This window comes from Pseudomonas saponiphila, assembly GCF_900105185.1.
In the GTDB taxonomy this organism is placed as follows: Bacteria; Pseudomonadota; Gammaproteobacteria; order Pseudomonadales; family Pseudomonadaceae; genus Aquipseudomonas; species Aquipseudomonas saponiphila.
Window position 1 is genome coordinate 636,553 of sequence record NZ_FNTJ01000001.1, and the last position, 15,942, is coordinate 652,494.

Below are 15,942 nucleotides of genomic sequence, written 5' to 3' on the forward strand. Positions count from 1 at the left end.
CCTTTCTCATAAGTATTGCGTTGAATTATCTATCTAGGGTTAAAAATTGCGCAAGAGGTGTTTTTGCAAGCAATCTTCGCAATCCGCTGTCGTCGGCCCAGGCCTATTCTTATCACCAGAATCACTGCCCGGACCTAGAGTCCACTGCGGCCCGCCGAATCAGGCCTGCCGCGGCCGCCAATCCCACAGGGTTGAGCCGGCCCCCGGGCTACACCCTGTCCAGAAGACGGAGTGAGGTGAGCCGGCGTCAAAAGCGTCGAGCACGGACAAAATCTCAAAGGGCGGCCGACGGGCCGCCCTTTTTTATTGCCTGCGAAATAAGTCTCGTGACTGATAATCTCTAGCAGAACCGCCCTGGGCTTTATCAGTCTTATCTACAGGCCCCAATCCGCAGTGAGGAATAGCATGAAGTCGCGCATCTGGCGTTTGGCAGGTGTTGGTGTGTTGTGCGTGAGCGTCAGCGCGCAAGTGCTCGCCGATGAGCGAGACGAAAGACGACCGCCACAGCAGGGAGGCCCTTCCGGTGAGCAGCATGAGCGTGCCGCGCAAGGTCGTGGGGAAGGCCATCAGGGCCGTCCGGAGAACCCGCCGGAACGCGCGCAACCTGCGCAACCTGCCCCGCAGCAGCGTCCGCAGAATGAAATCATTCGTGGCGAGAACAGCCGTCAGTTCGAACACAATGGACAGAGCCCCGGCGGGCAATGGCAGAACCGTCCCCAGCATGATCCCAATCAGCAAAGTCGGCCTGCGCCGCCACCACCACCGCAGCCAGCGCCCAGCCTGCCTATCCAGGGGCGGCCCGATACCGTGCGCCAGACCCAGGAGCCCCAGCGTGGCTACTACCAGGACATTCCCCGGCGCAACGACTACAACCCGCACTGGCAGGCCGGTGGACCGGGTTCGCGCCCGGACTATGTTCGTCCCAATGATCATCGCTGGCCGGGACGTCCCGATGGGCATGGCAACGGTTGGGGGCCAGGGCCGCAGTATCGCCCGGGCTACGTGATCGACCGTTTCCCCGAGCGCAATTACCGGGTGCCGTACCGCGGCCAGGACTACTTCTTCTCGGGTGGCTACTGGTATCGCCCGCAGGGTTCCCGCTATGTGGTGGTGCATCCACCCTATGGCATTCGAGTGGGGTACCTGCCTGATTACGCGCGGGAAATCTGGATCGGCGGCGCGCTGTTGTTTCTCGCCGCCGGGGCCTACTACAGCTACGAAGCGGACACCCAGCAGTATGTCGTGGTCGAACCGCCCGTGGGCATGCCACCGCCGGATCAGCCGCAGGCTGGCAATGGCTATGACGTTCTGGCTTACCCGGTCAACGGCCAGTCGCCGCAGCAGATCGATCAGGATCGCTACGACTGCTATCGCTGGGCAGTGCAGCAGAGCGGTTTCGATCCGGCCGGCGCGACCTATCAGCCCGCTCCGGAAGTGATGCAGGCCTATCGTCAGGCCCAGGGCAACTGCCTGAGCTCGCGGGGGTATCAGGTCACTTACTGAGCCCTGGCGGCCTCGACCACTTCCTGCGGATCGGCGTGTACCAGCACTTCAGCCCGTGGATAGGCCTGGTGGATCGCCTCGGCGGCCTGATCGCTGATGGCGTGGGCCACCGACAGGCTCAGGTCGCCAGGCAGCTCCAGGTGCAGTTGGACGAACCAGTGGCTGCCGGAAATCCGCGTGCGCAAGTCATGGGCACCGAGCACGCCGGGCACACCGCAGGCCAGTTCCAGCATGTGCTGGCTGACATCGGCGGGCAGCTCCTCATCCATCAGCACCGAGAAGCTTTCCCGGGCGATATGGATCGCGCTCCAGAGAATGTAGGCGGCGATCCCCAGGCCGAACCAGGCGTCCACCTGATGCCAGCCGAAGGCCGCCAGTACCAGGGCCAGGAGGATGCTGCCATTGAGCAGCAGGTCAGAGCGGTAGTGCAGGGAATCGGCCCGAACCGCGTTGGAGCCGGTTTCACGGATCACCCGATGCTGCAGGATCAGCAGCGCCACGGTCAGCACCAATGACAGCCCGATCACCCCGATGCTCAGCCAGGGCGCGCCCACCGGTTCCGGGTGCTGCAGGCGTTCGAACGCCTGAAAGGCAATCAGCACCGCACTGCCGGCGATGAACAGCGCCTGGGCCATGCCTGCCAGCGACTCGGCCTTGCCGTGGCCGTAGCGATGATCGTCATCGGCCGGGCGCAGGGCGTAATGCACCGCCAGCAGGTTGAGCAGCGAGGTGAAGCCGTCGAGCACCGAGTCGGTCAGACCCGCCAGCATGCTCACCGAGCCGCTAAGCCACCAGGCGATCGCCTTGGTCACAATCAGGATGCCTGCGACGGTGACCGAGGCGCGGGTGGCCAGGCGCAGTAGGCGAGCGTGTTGCGGGTTGCCAATCATCGACGGCGGGTTCCTTGGGTCGGGTGGTCAGGCGGCGGGCTGGAGGCCATACAGGGCCAGTTGCTGCACGCTGCCCTTGTGCTGGATCAGGCGCGGGTCATCCAGGGGGAAGTGGCCCCCCAGTTCGCTTTCCAGAATGGCCTGCAGTTTACGGTTGTCGACTTTACCGTCGGCGCCAATGGCCTGCTGGAGTTTTTCCGGGGCGATCTGCGCGGTCTTGCCGGGCTCGAGGTAGATCGCCCCGGTGGCGAAGTCGACGCCAAAGGCGATCAGCCCCGGGATCACATAGAACAGCAGGCCCACGGCATCCAGTACCACGACCACCGGATCGATCTTGCCGTCGATCTGGCCGCGCCGATCAGGAAAGAAGATCGAACCGCAGGCAGTAAGTTGGGTCAGCAGGGTGGTCACCAGAACGCCGCCAATGACACGGTGGGGAATACGCATGGAAATCTCCTAGCAAGCACGAAAGCAAAGAAGGATGGAGCGGGGTGTTGAGTCTCGTCGATCAGCACTCAGACCATGATTAACCCCAGGCAGTTCGCCGTTATACTCGCGCCTCTGTTTGGGAGCCAGCATGAATTCTTTGCCAATTGATGAAGTTTTGCCTGCACTGCGCGAGGCCCTGGCGGCGCGCCATGAAGCGGTGCTGGAAGCCCCGCCCGGGGCTGGCAAGACCACCCGTGTGCCCCTGGCGCTCCTGGATCAGGACTGGCTGGCAGGACAGACCATCCTCATGCTCGAACCCCGGCGCCTGGCGGCCCGGGCCGCCGCCGAGCGCCTGGCCAGCGAGCTAGGGGAAAAGGTCGGGGAAACCGTGGGCTACCGCATCCGCCTGGACAGCAAGGTCGGCCCGCGCACCCGTATCGAAGTGGTCACCGAAGGCATTCTCACCCGTCGCCTGCAGGACGACCCGGCCCTGGAAGGGGTGGGGCTGCTGATCTTCGACGAATTTCACGAGCGCAGCCTGGACGCCGATCTGGCCCTGGCCCTGAGCCTCAATGGTCGCGAGCTGTTCCGTGACCAGCAGCCGCTGAAGATCCTGTTGATGTCGGCGACCCTGGAGGGCGAGCGGCTGTCCACGCTGCTGGGCGATGCGCCGATCCTGCGCAGTGAAGGGCGCATGTTCCCGGTGACCCAGCGCTGGGGCCGGCCATTCCAGCCCGGCGAGTTCATCGAGCCGCGAGTGGTGCAGACGATCCTGGAAGCCCTCAATGATGAAAGCGGCAGCCTGCTGGTGTTTCTCCCCGGGCAGGCGGAGATCCGCCGGGTCCATCAGCAACTGGCCGAAGCCCTGGGACCACGCGCCGATATCCTGCTGTGCCCCTTGCACGGCGAGTTGGACCTGGCGGCCCAGCGCGCCGCCATCGACCCGGCCCCGGCGGGCCAGCGCAAAGTGGTGCTGGCCACCAACATTGCCGAAACCAGCCTGACCATCAACGGTGTACGGGTGGTGGTGGACGCGGGGCTGGCCCGGGTCCCGCGCTTCGATCCCGGCAGCGGCATGACCCGCCTCGACACCCAGCGCATCTCGCGCGCCAGCGCCACCCAGCGCGCCGGCCGCGCGGGGCGCCTGGAACCCGGCGTGTGTTATCGCTTGTGGTCCGCCGATCAACAGGAACAACTGGCCGCCTATGCCAGTGCGGAGATTCTCCAGGCCGACCTGGCCGGCCTGGCCCTGCAACTGGCGCGCTGGGGCGTGGCGCCGAACCAGCTGGCTTGGCTGGATGCGCCGCCCAGCGCCGCTTATGCCCAGGCCCAGGACCTGTTGCTGCGCCTGGGAGCGCTCAACGACGATGGCACGCTGACTCGCCACGGCCAGGCCATGGCCGAGCTGCCGGCCCACCCGCGCATTGCCCACTTGCTGTTGCGTGGCCAGTCCCTGGGGCTGGCGCAGATGGCTTGTGATGTCGCGGCGCTGTTGGGTGAACGGGATATTCTGCGGGGGGGCGGGGCCGATCTGCACAGTCGCCTGGTGCTGCTTTCCGGAGAAGAACGGGCGGCCCGCGGTGCTCAGGGCGGCGTACAACGAGCCCGGCAACTGTCGCGCCAATACCGCGGCTACCTGCGTGGGCAGGCAGAGTCCGCCGTCAGCGATCCTGAGCATCCGCGCTGGCTCGGCGCCCTGCTGGCCCTGGCCTATCCCGACCGCGTGGCCCAGCAGCGGCGCCCCGGTGGCGCCGAGTATCGTCTGGCCAATGGTCGCGCGGCGCTGTTCAGCGAAACCGACAACTTGATGAAACAGCCCTGGCTGGTGATTGCCGACCTGGGCAGCCGTCAGGGCCAGCGTGAAGAACGCATCTACCTGGCGGCGGATTTCGATCCGGCGCTGTTCGATAGCGTGCTGGCCGAGCAGGTACGGACGGTCGACCAGTTGGACTGGGATGAGCGCGAAGGCGTGCTGCGCGCCGAGCGCCAGCGCAAGGTCGGTGAACTGGTCCTGAGCCGCGAACCGTTGACCGGTCTGGACGAGTCAGCCCGGAGCCAGGCTCTGGTCAATCTGGTGCGGCGCAAGGGCCTGGAACTGCTGCCCTGGACCCCGGAGTTGCGCCAGTGGCAGGCTCGGGTGAGCTTGTTGCGGCAACTGGATCTGGCGGACAAGGGCGAGAGCCAATGGCCGGATGTCAGCGATGGCGCCTTGCTCGAAGGTCTTGAGCAATGGCTTCAGCCCTACTTGGGCAAGGTGTCGCGCCTCAGTCATTTTGCCAATCTGGAGCTGGCCAGCATCGTTCATAACCTGCTGCCCTGGCCGCTGCCCCAGCGCCTGGACGAGCTCGCGCCGCACCATCTGACGGTGCCTTCGGGGTCTTCGATCCGCCTGGACTACAGCGAGCAGCCGCCGATTCTGGCCGTGCGCCTGCAGGAGCTGTTCGGTCTGTCGGACACCCCACGGATTGCTGGTGGGCGCCAGGTGGTCAAGTTGCACCTGTTGTCGCCGGCGCGGCGTCCGGTGCAGGTCACCCAGGACCTGGCCAACTTCTGGCGCAGCACCTATGCCGAGGTCAAGAAGGATCTCAAGGGGCGTTATCCCAAGCACTACTGGCCGGATGACCCGTTGATCGCCGAGGCGACAGCCCGGGTCAAACCGCGCAAATAGAGAGCGGGCGCGGCTTACTGGGCCGGTAACAGAAAGCGGGCCAGCACCGGCAAGTGATCGGAGATGCGCAGGGTATCGTCCTGACGCACCCTAGATTCGACCCGCTTCAGGCGCGGGCTGTAGAACAGGTAGTCGACCGTACGATCCGGGCCATCGAGGTTCGGGTCGTTGGGGTAGTGGGTCAGCCACCGCGCACGGTCGACGCCGCTGGCCTGGGTGTTGCTGGGGATCATCGGGTACTTGTCCCACAGCAGGTGCAGCGGGCTGTCGATCTGGTACGGCGCGCGCTGTGCCTCGCTCAGGCGTTGGTACTGGCCCAGGGGCAGCAGGTTGAAGTCGCCGCCAATCAGCCAGGGCGTGCCGCGGCTTTCCAGCTTGTCCAGCACCTTGGCAATGGCCGTCACTTGCCTCTGGTGTGTGTCGTCGGCCCGCTGTGCACGTTCCAGGTGGGTATTGAGCACCACCAGTTGGCCGCCGTCGCTCAGGGGCAGGTAGCTCAGGAGCAGGGCGTCCTTGGGCTGGAATTGCCGGCTGATGAGCGGCTGTGAGGCAACCGGCAGTTGCAGGCGTTCGGCGTGTTCGATGCGGTAGCGGCTGAGGGTCGCCAGTTGCCGGCCGACGCTGCCAAAAATGTGCAGGGAGGGCACGAAATCGGCCTTCCAGTCGTAAGCCTGGGTGCTGCAGGGATAGAGATCGGTGACTCGCTCCTGCAGCAGCTTGAGCTGATCCTGGTAGGCGCTGGCCTTGGCGCCGTTGTCCACTTCTTGCAGCAGTACCAGGTCCGGCTGTTCGTCGCGGATCACCCGGGCCACCTCGTCGAGGCTGAAGGCCATGTCTTCCAGGGTTGGGCGTTCATCCTCGCCCCGGGCCTGGTCGTTCCAGAACACGTAGCGCTTGCCGGCCAGGTATTGCAGGTTCCAGGTCATCACCTTGAGCGCCTGACCCGGCACCAGCGGAGCGGCCTGGGCGCTGCAACTGACCGCGAGGGTTTCCTTAGGCAGAGGGCGCCAGGTCAGGCTGTAGATCAGGCTGGCCAGCACCAGGCCGATCAGTAGCAGGCTCAACAGGGTGATGCGCAGTAGACGGGTCATCGGCTCGGCTTATGGCGTTGCAGGATGGGCCGGAGCATAACCGAGTGCACGGCCGTCACCCAAGAGCTAGAGCTGCCGCAAGCTGGATCAGCGGTTGTCCGCTTGCTCGTTGATGAGCATGAACAGGCGGAACAGCACCACACTGGTGAACAGCTGCAGGAAGCTGTAGGCACTGTCGAGTACCAGGGTCAGGATCGGGTTGTGCGGTTCGGGATAGGCGGCCTCGCTCGCCCCCTTGAGCAGCCACAACGGCACCATGACCGCCAGGATGCACAACAGGATGCGCAGGAAGTGCCCGCGGCTCAGGCGCAGGCTTTCCTTGATCGCCGCTAGGGGCGCCAGGCCCTTGAGCACCAGCAGGTACTCGGCGAAGGCCAGCACCACCATCAGCCACAGCCCCGGCAGGAAATACAGCGACAGCCCGAGCAGAATCAACAGCGTGCTGACCGCGGTCAGCAAGGCGAAGCGCGGCCACAGGCTCAGGGCCATGGCCCACAGGTCGCGATTGCGCGGCGACTGCCCCCGGGTACGGGCATCGAGAAACAGGATCAGCGCGCCGGTGTACAAGGGATACAGCAACAGGCCCACCACCACGCTGGAGCCAGGGAAGGCATTCTCGCCCAGGGCGCTGCTCACGCCCTGTTGCAACAGCGCCTCGAGAATCACCAGAGGCAGGCACAGCTGGGCGATGCGGCCGAGATTACGCTGGAAGAAATAGAAAGAATCGCGCAGAACATCTAACGGAGTCATTGAAGGGGATCGCAGTTGACCAAGCGGTTTGACACTTTAACCGATGCAGGCCCCCCGGGAGCAAACGTAAACCTTGGGTAAAGACCATTGAAAGTCGTCGTCCCAGCCCCATAACTGGTGCGTACCGCAGCTCTGTCCGAGTTGCGGACCAGATTTCTACCGGCAATCTAAAGAGGTCGCCATGAACAACCAAGAGCAAACCCTGATCGATGGACTGTTTTCACGGTTGCAGCAAGCCGAAACGGATTCAGCCCCGCGCGATGCCCAGGCCGAGGCGCGGATCAAGGAGCATCTGACCCGCCAACCTGGGGCCGGGTATTTCATGACCCAGGCGATTCTGGTGCAGGAGGCCGCCCTCAAGAGCCTCAACGAGCAGAACCAGCAACTGACCCAGCAAATCCAGCAATTGCAGGCTGAGCTGCAACAGGCCCGGGCCCAGGCCAGCGCTCCGGCCCCGGCGGCCAGTGGTGGTTTCCTGTCGAGCATCTTCGGTGGTTCCCGCGAGCCTCAACCGGCGCCCGTGCAAAACGCTGCACCGCCTTCGTCCGGTGGTGGTTGGCGTGAACCGGCGCGCTCTTCCTCTGGCACACCGCCACAACAGAACTTTGGCGCGCCGCCGCCCAATTACGCGGCCCCGCAGCAGAACTATGCGCCGCAGCAGGCTCCGGCGGCGGGCAGCAGTTTCCTCGGTGGTGCCCTGAAAACCGCCGCTGGCGTCGCGGGCGGGGTGATGCTGGCACAAGGCATCAGCAGCCTGTTCCACAGCAATCAGCAACCCCAGGAAATCGTCGAAGTCATCAAGGAAGAACCGGCGCCGGCCAGCGACAACAGCGGCTGGGGCAATGACGATCAGCGTCTGGCCAACAATGATTCCTGGGGCGGCAACGACCAGGGCGGCTTCAGCAACGCCGACTACGACAACGACGACAGTTCGTTCTTCTCCGACGACGATTCCTTCGTCTGACCCTCCGTCGGTCCGGGACAGGCATCTGCCCCGGACCGATTATTCGCGGAACATTCCTTGTGACTGGCATACTGGGCGACTTTTTTCGGGTCTTGAGCCCCGTTCCAGCCCCTGCGCTGCTGCGCCATGAGGATTAGCGGTGAAAAAAATCGCTGTGTTCGCCGATGTCCAGAACCTCTACTACACCGTTCGCCAGGCTTATGGTTGTCACTTCAACTACGCGGCGCTGTGGGCGGATATCAGCAAGCAGGGGCAGATCGTCGAAGCCTATGCCTATGCCATCGATCGTGGTGACAGCAAGCAGCAGCAGTTCCAGCAGATCCTGCGCAACCTGGGCTTCACGGTAAAACTCAAACCCTACATTCAACGCAGCGACGGCTCGGCCAAGGGCGACTGGGACGTGGGCATCACCATCGACATCATGGATGCCGCCGCCCAGGTCGACGAAGTGGTGCTGGCCTCCGGCGACGGCGACTTCGACCTGCTACTCGAACGCATCATCCACAAGCACGGGGTCAGCGCCGTGGCTTACGGCGTGCCGGGTCTGACCGCCAATTCGCTGATTCGCGCCGCCACGCGCTATGTGCCGATCGAAGGCGCTTTGCTGCTCAAGAGCTGATCATTTTTCATACGGAGCCGCACAGGTTTGGAACGTATTGCCGTCATCGACTTTGAAACCACCGGGATCTCCCCGAGCAGCAGTTGCCGGGCCACGGAAATCGCCGTGGTGATCCTTGAGCAGGGGCGCATCGTCGAGCGTTACCAGAGCCTGATGAACGCCGGGGTGCGGGTGCCGGGCTTCATCGAACAGCTGACCGGCATCAGCAACGCCATGTTGCGCAGCGCGCCGTCGGCGGAGCAGGTGATGAACGAGGTCAATGAGTTCGTCGGCACCACGCCGTTGCTGGCCCACAACGCGGCGTTCGACCAGAAGTTCTGGGATTTCGAACTGGGGCGGATCAAGCGCACCCGTTTGCAGAATTTTGCCTGTTCGCTGTTGCTGGCCCGGCGCCTGATGCCGGCAGCCCCCAACCACAAGCTGGGCACCCTGACCCAGTACGCCGGCCTGCCCCACACCGGTCAGGCACACCGGGCCATGGCCGACGCGGAAATGGCCGCCAACCTGGTCGCGCATCTGACGGGCGAGCTGCGTCACACCCATGGCGTGCGTGAGCTGTCCCACGACTTTCTCTGCAAGTTGCAGAAAATCCCGGCGGCCAAGGTCCCCGAGCACCTCAAGCGTCAGCGCGGGGGCTGAGCCCAGGCGCCGGCTTCATTTGCCGTTGCTTTCCAGTTGCCCCAGGGGCACCCGCCGTTCGATGGCGCTGGACAGCACGATGGAAGTCTTGCTGAAACCGAACTGGGCCACACGGTTGATCAGTTCTTCCAGCTCCGGCATCGAACCTACTGCCGCCTGCATGATCACGCAGGGATCGCCGGTCACCCGATGGCATTCGGTGAGCTGAGGGATCTTGATCAACTCGTCGTAGTTCTTCTGGTTGCCATGCTGGGCCAGGCGCAGCTCGATCACGCATTGGATCGGTAGCCCGACCTTGGCCATGTCGACCTTGGCCTGATAGCCGGTGATCACGCCGCTGGCCTCCAGCTTGGCCACGCGCTCAGCCACCGCCGGCGCCGAGAGGTTGACCTTGCGCGCCAGCTCGGCGTAACTCGCCCGGCCGTTTTCCAGCAGGCTGGCCAGGAGCAAGCGATCGTATTTGTCCATGGAAGGCTCCTGAAGGGCCCGACTTTCGAAAGCACGGTATTTAACGTAGAAGTCCATGCTTTGGAAAGTGTACTGCCCTTATAAACAGGTTTTGTAACTTAAGTTCAGCAGGTCGCCTTTCTAGAATAGTCTTCCCCCTGCCTGCTCCGAGCTGCCTCCCATGCCTGGCCAAAGCCGTTTTTCCTTGCCGTTGATCGCCGCCTTTTTTGCCTTGTACGTGATCTGGGGGTCGACCTATCTGGTGATCCGCATTGGCGTCGAATACTGGCCACCGCTGATGCTCGGCGGCGTGCGCTTCATCATCGCCGGCAGCCTGATGTACGCCTTCCTGCGCTGGCGCGGGGTCCCGGCACCGACCTGGGCGCAATGGAAGGCCGCCGGGATCATCGGCGTGCTGCTGCTCAGTTGCGGCAACGGTGCGGTGACGCTGGCCGAACACTCCGGGGTGACCTCCGGCGTGGCGGCGCTGGCGGTGGCCACGGTGCCCTTGTTCACTTTGCTTTGCGGCTACTTCTGGGGCGCGCGCAATACACGCCTGGAATGGGCCGGGATCATCCTCGGAATGATTGGCATCGGCATGCTCAACCTCGGCTCCAACCTGCAATCGAGCCCGCTGGGCGCCGCGCTGCTGTTGTTCGCCGCGGCGGCCTGGGCCTTCGGCTCGGTGTGGAGCAAGCACCTGCCGCTGCCTCAGGGCGCCATGGCCAGCGCTGCGGAAATGCTCGTCGGTGGCGTGGTGTTGATGATCGGCAGCACCCTGAGCGGCGAGCACCTGGACGCCATGCCGCCCCTGGAAGGCTGGCTGGCCCTGGCCTATCTGGCCGGCTTCGGTTCGATCATCGCCTTCAACGCCTACATGTACCTGCTCAAGCACGTGCGGCCGGCCGCGGCCACCAGCTATGCCTATGTCAATCCGGCGGTGGCGGTGCTGCTGGGGATCGTCTTTGTCGGTGAAACCATCGGCATCGAAGAGGCCCTGGCCATGCTGGTAATCATCAGCGCAGTGGTGCTGATCGGCCTGCCCCAGTGGCGCAAGCCGAAAGCCGCGGCACAGCAAGAGGTGGCCTGATCAGCCGGTTGGTGCCTGGCCGGCAAGGTTCTGGCGGAGAAACTCTCCGATCAGTTGTGACGCCTGCCGGTGCAGGGCCTGGCGATCAGTGCCATCGCCATCCCGGCAGATGATCTCGTCCCCGGGCGCCTGCTCCTTGAGCAGGGCGGCGGCGTCCGGCTTGCACAGCTGCATGAAGCTGAAGTGGCTGGCATCGGCCAGGACCTGATAGCGCGAAGGCGGGGATGCCAGATGGGCGTTCAGATAGCCCGACTCCTCTTCCACCGGCATGTCGGCGATGTTCACCCCGGCCCCCAGGACCAGGATCGGTGTCTTCAGCGTCGATAAGCTTTCGGGGGTAAAGCCACGGGCGAACCCCAGGTCCAGCGCGACGACGGCCTTGATTCGCGGGTCCCGCAGATCGGCACTCAGCGGGCCTTGATTGGGCGCGGTGATCCCCAGTTCCGGGGCTATTTGGCAAAGGCGCGGATTGGGATGCAGCCGGCATTCCTCGATGTAGCGTTGCGGGCTGTAGCGGGCGCCGGCCAGCGCGGTGACCGTCCAGCCGCCCAGAGAATGGCCGATGGCGGCGATGCGTTGTGGGTCGACCGTGCCGGCCAGGGTGTTATCGCGGGCGAGTTTGTCGATGACCCGGCTCAGGTCGCGCGGACGCTCCCAGAGCTTTGCCGCTTCTGCGGCGCTCTGGTCGAACGTGGTGGTGCCCGGGTGGTCGGGGGCCGCAACTATATAGCCTTGGTCGACCAGCTCGGGTATCAGCCAGCTGAGATTGCGCCAGTTGCCGCGGTAGCCATGGGACAGCACCACCAACGGGTGTGCGCTGCCGGTGGGCGGGGCGTCCTGGATCGTGGTCAGGCCCTGGAAAATCCGGTTTTCAGCCGAGGTCAGGGCGGGGGTGGAGGCCGTGGTGGGGTACCACAGGGCGACATGCAGGGAGCGCTGCTGACTGGCATCGGCCAGCGTCACTTCGCGAAAGCCGATGAGTTCGGCGGCATGCACCTGGGGCAGGCACAGTGAAAGGCCCGCTAGCATCCATGCGGACAGGGCAAATTTGCGCATTCGGATCTCCATTGGCAGAGCATCAGTGTTCTGCCGATGGGCGCACCTTGGAGGATTCAGCGGCGTCCAGCGGCAGAGGGTGGGCGACGACTGATGGCAGTCGCCGCCCACCCTTTTACCTGAAGTAGCCGGGAAAGGGTGACCGGATTGCGGAGCAAGCGGTCACGCGCCTGGCCTCAGTTACAGGCCCCAGCGTCGCGCCAGACCTTGCCGCTGCCTTCGCCACCGACAGTGGCGGCAGAAGGCTCATTGCCTTTGGTCCACCAGCGAGCGATGTAGAAGCGGCCGTTGTGGCTGACCTTGTCATTGGCCCAGTAGGTGCCTTGCGGGCTCCAGGCGCCCTGGCAGCCGGCCGGGGTTTCCACCTTGTCCGCCAGTACCGTCACGCTGTGGTCGCGGCTGACCGTGTGGGTGCCGTTGCCCAGGTTCAGGGTGAAGCGATAGCTGGTGTCCTTGTCGCTCTTGGGCGCAACGAAGGTCAGTTTCGACCCCGTGGCCTGGAAGGCGACGCTGGGCGTCACGCTCCACCGGTAGCTCAGCGCCAGGCCGGCTGGATCGCTGGAGCCCGCGGCGTCCAGGGTCACCGTTTCACCGCCCTTGGCCTGGCTGGTGCCGGCGATGTTTGCCTGCGGCGGCTTGACCGTTTCCGGTGTCTCGGCCAGCACCTTGACCTGATGGGTGCGGGTGGCGCTGTGCTTGCCGTTGTTCACCGTCAGGCTGATGTTGTAGGTCACGTCCTGGGCGACCCTCGGGGCGACGAACTTCATCAGGTTGCCAGCCGCCTCGAAGGCGACGCCGGGGCTGACGCTCCAGCTGTAGCTGAGCTTCAGGCCCGCCGGGTCGCTGGACCCCGAGGCGTTGAGGTAGACGGTTTCGCCGGGCTTGGCCTGGTTGGTGCCGCTGATCACCGCCACCGGCGGCTTGACCTCTTCCACCGGCGGCTCGACCGGCTTCTCGCCGCCAGTCTGGCAGAGGCCCAGGTCACGCCAGACCTTGCCGGCGCCGTCCGGGCCAGTGGTGCTGGCCAGCCCCGGCTCGGCGCCGGAGGTCCACCAGCGGGCCTGGTACTGACGCCCCTTCCACTGCACCTCATCGTTGCCGAGGTAAGTGCCTGTGACCGTCCACTGTGGTTTGCAGCTGGCGTTGGTGGCCTTGCCCTTGATCAGCACTTCGTGGGTCCGGCTACTGCTCTGCTTGCCATTGCTCAGGGTCAGGGTGAAACGGTAGCGGGTGTCTGCCTGCAACTCGGGCGCGGTGAAGCTGATGCGCGCGCCGTCGAAGTCGAAGTCCAGGCGTGGCGAGGCTTCCCAGGCGAAGCTCAGGGCATTGCCCTGGGGATCGCTGGAGGCCGAAGCATCGAGGATGATCGTGTCCCCGGCGTTGGCTTCGGTCTTGCCGCTGATCACCGCCACCGGAGGTTCACCGGCATTCACCGGCTTGAGGGATGTGGCCTTGACCTCGTTGTCGGAGTTGAATTCGCCATCGGCCAGCAGGGTCCAGGCGCCGCTTGCACTGTTGCTGCCATAGACCTGATAGCCCTTGATGTTGCCGCTCAGGCCGCCGTCCTGGCGCGGCAGGTAGTGCAGTTGCGAGAAGCGGCTGTCGGCCCCCAGGTCGATGAGGATTTCGTGGGGGTAGCGCGCACCCGCCGCCGTGCTCCAGTAGGAGTTGGGGTTGCCGTCGATGGCGTGGTTGCCGACCGCTGCGCCAGGCACCGCGCTGCTGGTGGAGATGACCTTCCAGCTTTCGCGAGGCAGGGCCTTGCCCTTGGCATCCACCAGCAGCAGTTCGGCGACGCTGGCGTTGTCCTTGCCGTCCACCGCGGAGGTGGCGACGAATTTCAGGTAGCGGCCCTGGGCCGTGTCCTGGGTGAGGCCGTAGGCGTGAGCTTCAAGCACCTGATCCTGGGTGGCCCGGTTGTCGGTGTTGATCGCCAGGTACCAGCGTCCCGGCTGCGGGTCGTTCACCCCCAGGGATACGTTGTGGTTGCGTACCGAGCGGTAGTCGTAGCTTGAGCCGCTGGGCTGGGCACCGCGCTTGAGCAGCAACTGGACCTGGCCGGCCTTCTCGGTGAGCTCGCCGTCCACCACGCTGAACACCAGGCGTCGGGTGCCTTCGGGGACATCCACCGGGAAGTAACGGGTCTGGCCGCTGCTCAGGCTGACCTTCTGGCTGAGGATCGAGGTGCTCCGTTCCTCTTCCAGGGGCACGACGGAAGGGCTGTAGGCCGACATCCGCGCCGCCCTTTCCCGCCAGACCCGGGCCATGTTGGCGGTGTCCGCATCGCCCAACGGCACGCCCCGGCTGTCCTTGACGTCCGGGTTGGAGAAATAGCCCACATGGTTGCCGCAGAGGATGGTGCCGACCCGGCCGTTGTTGTAGCCCCAGGTGTAGCTCTTGCCATCGGAGCAGTGGCCGCCGCCGATGTTGTGGCCCAGCTCGTGGCGGAACACGGTGGACGACGTGATGGCGTTGAGGGTGTAGCGCCCGGGCATGTGGCCCCAGCCCACGGCGGTGTCCACGCCGGGGGTGCCCACGACGAAGCTGGCGACCACGTCGGGGCTGTAGCGACGCATGCCTTCGGCGAAGACGTCGCGGATCTGGTTCAGGCTGGGAACGGTGATGGGAGCGTCATGGGCCACCACCTGGGTGCCCACCAGGCGCAGGCGCACGCCCTGGACCAGGGACTGTTGCAGCGCACGGTTGACCGAGGCCACCTGGGCCAGGGCAAAGGCCTCGTGGTCACCGATGTAGTCCGCGGCCTTCTGCGAGAAACCGGCCAACAGGTCGATCACGGTTTCACCCTGGATGTTGCGGTTGACCTGGAATGTGCGCTGGCCGCTGCGCGACTCCTTCAGGGCCGGCATCTCGCTGTCATCACCGGCGATGTAGTCGACGCTATCCGGCGCGAAGGCAGCGCCCGGATCGAAATGGATCATCGACTGCTGGCCACTGGCGTCGCCGCGGATGATGGCGTTGGCGTCCGGCAGCAGGGCCACGAAGCTGCCATCGGGCCGTGCGGCCAGGGTCATTTCCCCGGGGGCGCTGAGGGTGCGCGCGCGCCCCTCCAATTGTCCGGTCATGACCCGCAGGTCCTTGAAGGTATCGTCCTGTCGCGGGATCAGGTTGCGGATTCGCATCCCGGTGACCTGTTGCAACTGTTCGCTCCCGGCTTCGGCAGCGCTCAATGGCATCGCCCTGGTACCGGGTAACTGCAGGTTGATGAAGTGACCCTGGGTCACTGTTGCACCGAGAGTCGCATCGGGGCTGTGTTGGCTGGCGTCGGCCTGCACCATGCCGCTGAGTGGCAAGAGCAGGGCCGTGCTGAGGCTGGCGCCCCAAAGACGGGTAGCGCGGGACAAGGCGTTCAATCTGAAGCTCGACATAACTATTCCTGATGGTCTCAGCGCGGTGCGAAACCTGGTGAACAGGACCGCTGAAGCGTCCGCGCTGAGGAGGTGGATTAGGAGTTTTGCCGGCGGAGGGCATCATAGGCAGGGGCGCTTGGGGCGTACATCGAGCAGGGGGCTTTTCGTACCGGTCCTAGGCGCCGGGTCACCGGCGCGGGCCTGGCTGCGACCGCTGATCATGGCGACAGGCGGCGGGATGGCGCGCCCGGCTTCAGGGCAACGGACCTGACCTCGTTGTCGGCGCTGAACTCGCCTTTGGCCAGCAGCCCCCAGGCGCTGATCGGGCTGTCACCGCCATACGCTGCGGTCGCCGGCGGCATCGTTGTTTTGCCGCGGCAGGTAGTTCAATGAACAGAAGCCTCGCTCTGCCGGGCTGGCTTATTGAG

At 64.9% G+C, this 15,942-nt stretch carries 14 protein-coding genes; 6 read left to right on the forward strand and 8 right to left on the reverse strand.

The window, feature by feature from the left end; translation table 11 throughout:
* Positions 1–405 precede the first annotated feature (405 nt).
* The gene (locus tag BLV47_RS03010; RefSeq protein WP_092309713.1) at positions 406–1,503 is read left to right on the forward strand and encodes a DUF6515 family protein; all 1,098 of its coding nucleotides are present in this window, start codon (positions 406–408) and stop codon (positions 1,501–1,503) included.
* On the opposite strand, the gene BLV47_RS03015 is transcribed toward BLV47_RS03010, so the two are convergent.
* Together BLV47_RS03015 and BLV47_RS03020 are read right to left on the reverse strand one after the other, a co-directional pair.
* The gene (locus tag BLV47_RS03015) at positions 1,497–2,393 is read right to left on the reverse strand and encodes a cation diffusion facilitator family transporter (RefSeq protein ID WP_092309716.1); all 897 of its coding nucleotides are present in this window, start codon (positions 2,391–2,393) and stop codon (positions 1,497–1,499) included. The genes BLV47_RS03010 and BLV47_RS03015 overlap by 7 nt on opposite strands.
* 27 nt (positions 2,394–2,420) lie before the next feature.
* The gene (locus tag BLV47_RS03020; protein WP_092309719.1) at positions 2,421–2,840 is read right to left on the reverse strand and encodes a polyribonucleotide nucleotidyltransferase; all 420 of its coding nucleotides are present in this window, start codon (positions 2,838–2,840) and stop codon (positions 2,421–2,423) included.
* A 130-nt stretch (positions 2,841–2,970) separates the two neighbouring features.
* Between BLV47_RS03020 and hrpB the strand changes: the two genes are divergently transcribed.
* A complete protein-coding gene (hrpB, locus tag BLV47_RS03025) occupies positions 2,971–5,490 on the forward strand; it encodes an ATP-dependent helicase HrpB (protein WP_092309722.1) in 2,520 nt (839 codons plus the stop codon).
* 14 nt (positions 5,491–5,504) lie between these two features.
* Here hrpB and BLV47_RS03030 read toward each other — a convergent pair whose 3' ends face one another.
* Both BLV47_RS03030 and BLV47_RS03035 read right to left on the reverse strand, forming a co-directional pair.
* Entirely contained in the window at positions 5,505–6,581 is a 1,077-nt protein-coding gene (locus BLV47_RS03030; RefSeq protein WP_092309724.1) for an endonuclease/exonuclease/phosphatase family protein, read from the reverse strand.
* A gap of 87 nt (positions 6,582–6,668) precedes the next feature.
* The gene (locus BLV47_RS03035; protein WP_092309726.1) at positions 6,669–7,331 is read right to left on the reverse strand and encodes a YciC family protein; all 663 of its coding nucleotides are present in this window, start codon (positions 7,329–7,331) and stop codon (positions 6,669–6,671) included.
* 181 nt (positions 7,332–7,512) lie between these two features.
* Here BLV47_RS03035 and BLV47_RS03040 point away from each other — a divergent pair, with 181 nt between their 5' ends.
* The 3 genes from BLV47_RS03040 (at position 7,513) to BLV47_RS03050 (ending at position 9,553) form a co-directional block, all read left to right on the forward strand.
* Complete coding sequence (locus BLV47_RS03040) at positions 7,513–8,295, forward strand: DUF2076 domain-containing protein (RefSeq protein WP_092309728.1); 783 nt, start codon at positions 7,513–7,515, stop codon at positions 8,293–8,295.
* A 139-nt stretch (positions 8,296–8,434) separates the two neighbouring features.
* Positions 8,435–8,914: a LabA-like NYN domain-containing protein gene (locus BLV47_RS03045; protein WP_060841231.1), complete on the forward strand. Its 480-nt coding sequence runs from the start codon at positions 8,435–8,437 to the stop codon at positions 8,912–8,914.
* Between the two features lie 27 nt (positions 8,915–8,941).
* Positions 8,942–9,553, forward strand: a complete 612-nt coding sequence (locus BLV47_RS03050; RefSeq protein ID WP_092309731.1) for a 3'-5' exonuclease — start codon at positions 8,942–8,944, stop codon at positions 9,551–9,553.
* Positions 9,554–9,568: 15 nt separating this feature from the next.
* Here the strand turns inward: BLV47_RS03050 and BLV47_RS03055 are convergent, their stop codons facing one another.
* On the reverse strand, positions 9,569–10,021 hold the full coding sequence (locus BLV47_RS03055) for an Lrp/AsnC family transcriptional regulator (protein ID WP_060841229.1): 453 nt from the start codon (positions 10,019–10,021) through the stop codon (positions 9,569–9,571).
* Between the two features lie 160 nt (positions 10,022–10,181).
* Here BLV47_RS03055 and yedA point away from each other — a divergent pair, with 160 nt between their 5' ends.
* On the forward strand, positions 10,182–11,090 hold the full coding sequence (gene yedA, locus BLV47_RS03060; RefSeq protein WP_092309734.1) for a drug/metabolite exporter YedA: 909 nt from the start codon (positions 10,182–10,184) through the stop codon (positions 11,088–11,090).
* On the opposite strand, the gene BLV47_RS03065 is transcribed toward yedA, so the two are convergent.
* From BLV47_RS03065 to BLV47_RS36070, 3 genes are all read right to left on the reverse strand, one after another.
* Complete coding sequence (locus BLV47_RS03065) at positions 11,091–12,146, reverse strand: alpha/beta hydrolase family protein (RefSeq protein ID WP_092309737.1); 1,056 nt, start codon at positions 12,144–12,146, stop codon at positions 11,091–11,093.
* Between the two features lie 176 nt (positions 12,147–12,322).
* Positions 12,323–15,532, reverse strand: coding sequence for a PKD domain-containing protein (locus BLV47_RS03070; RefSeq protein WP_092309740.1), 3,210 nt, complete (start codon positions 15,530–15,532; stop codon positions 12,323–12,325).
* Between the two features lie 200 nt (positions 15,533–15,732).
* On the reverse strand, positions 15,733–15,876 hold the full coding sequence (locus BLV47_RS36070) for a hypothetical protein (RefSeq protein ID WP_167365621.1): 144 nt from the start codon (positions 15,874–15,876) through the stop codon (positions 15,733–15,735).
* Positions 15,877–15,942: the final 66 nt, after the last annotated feature.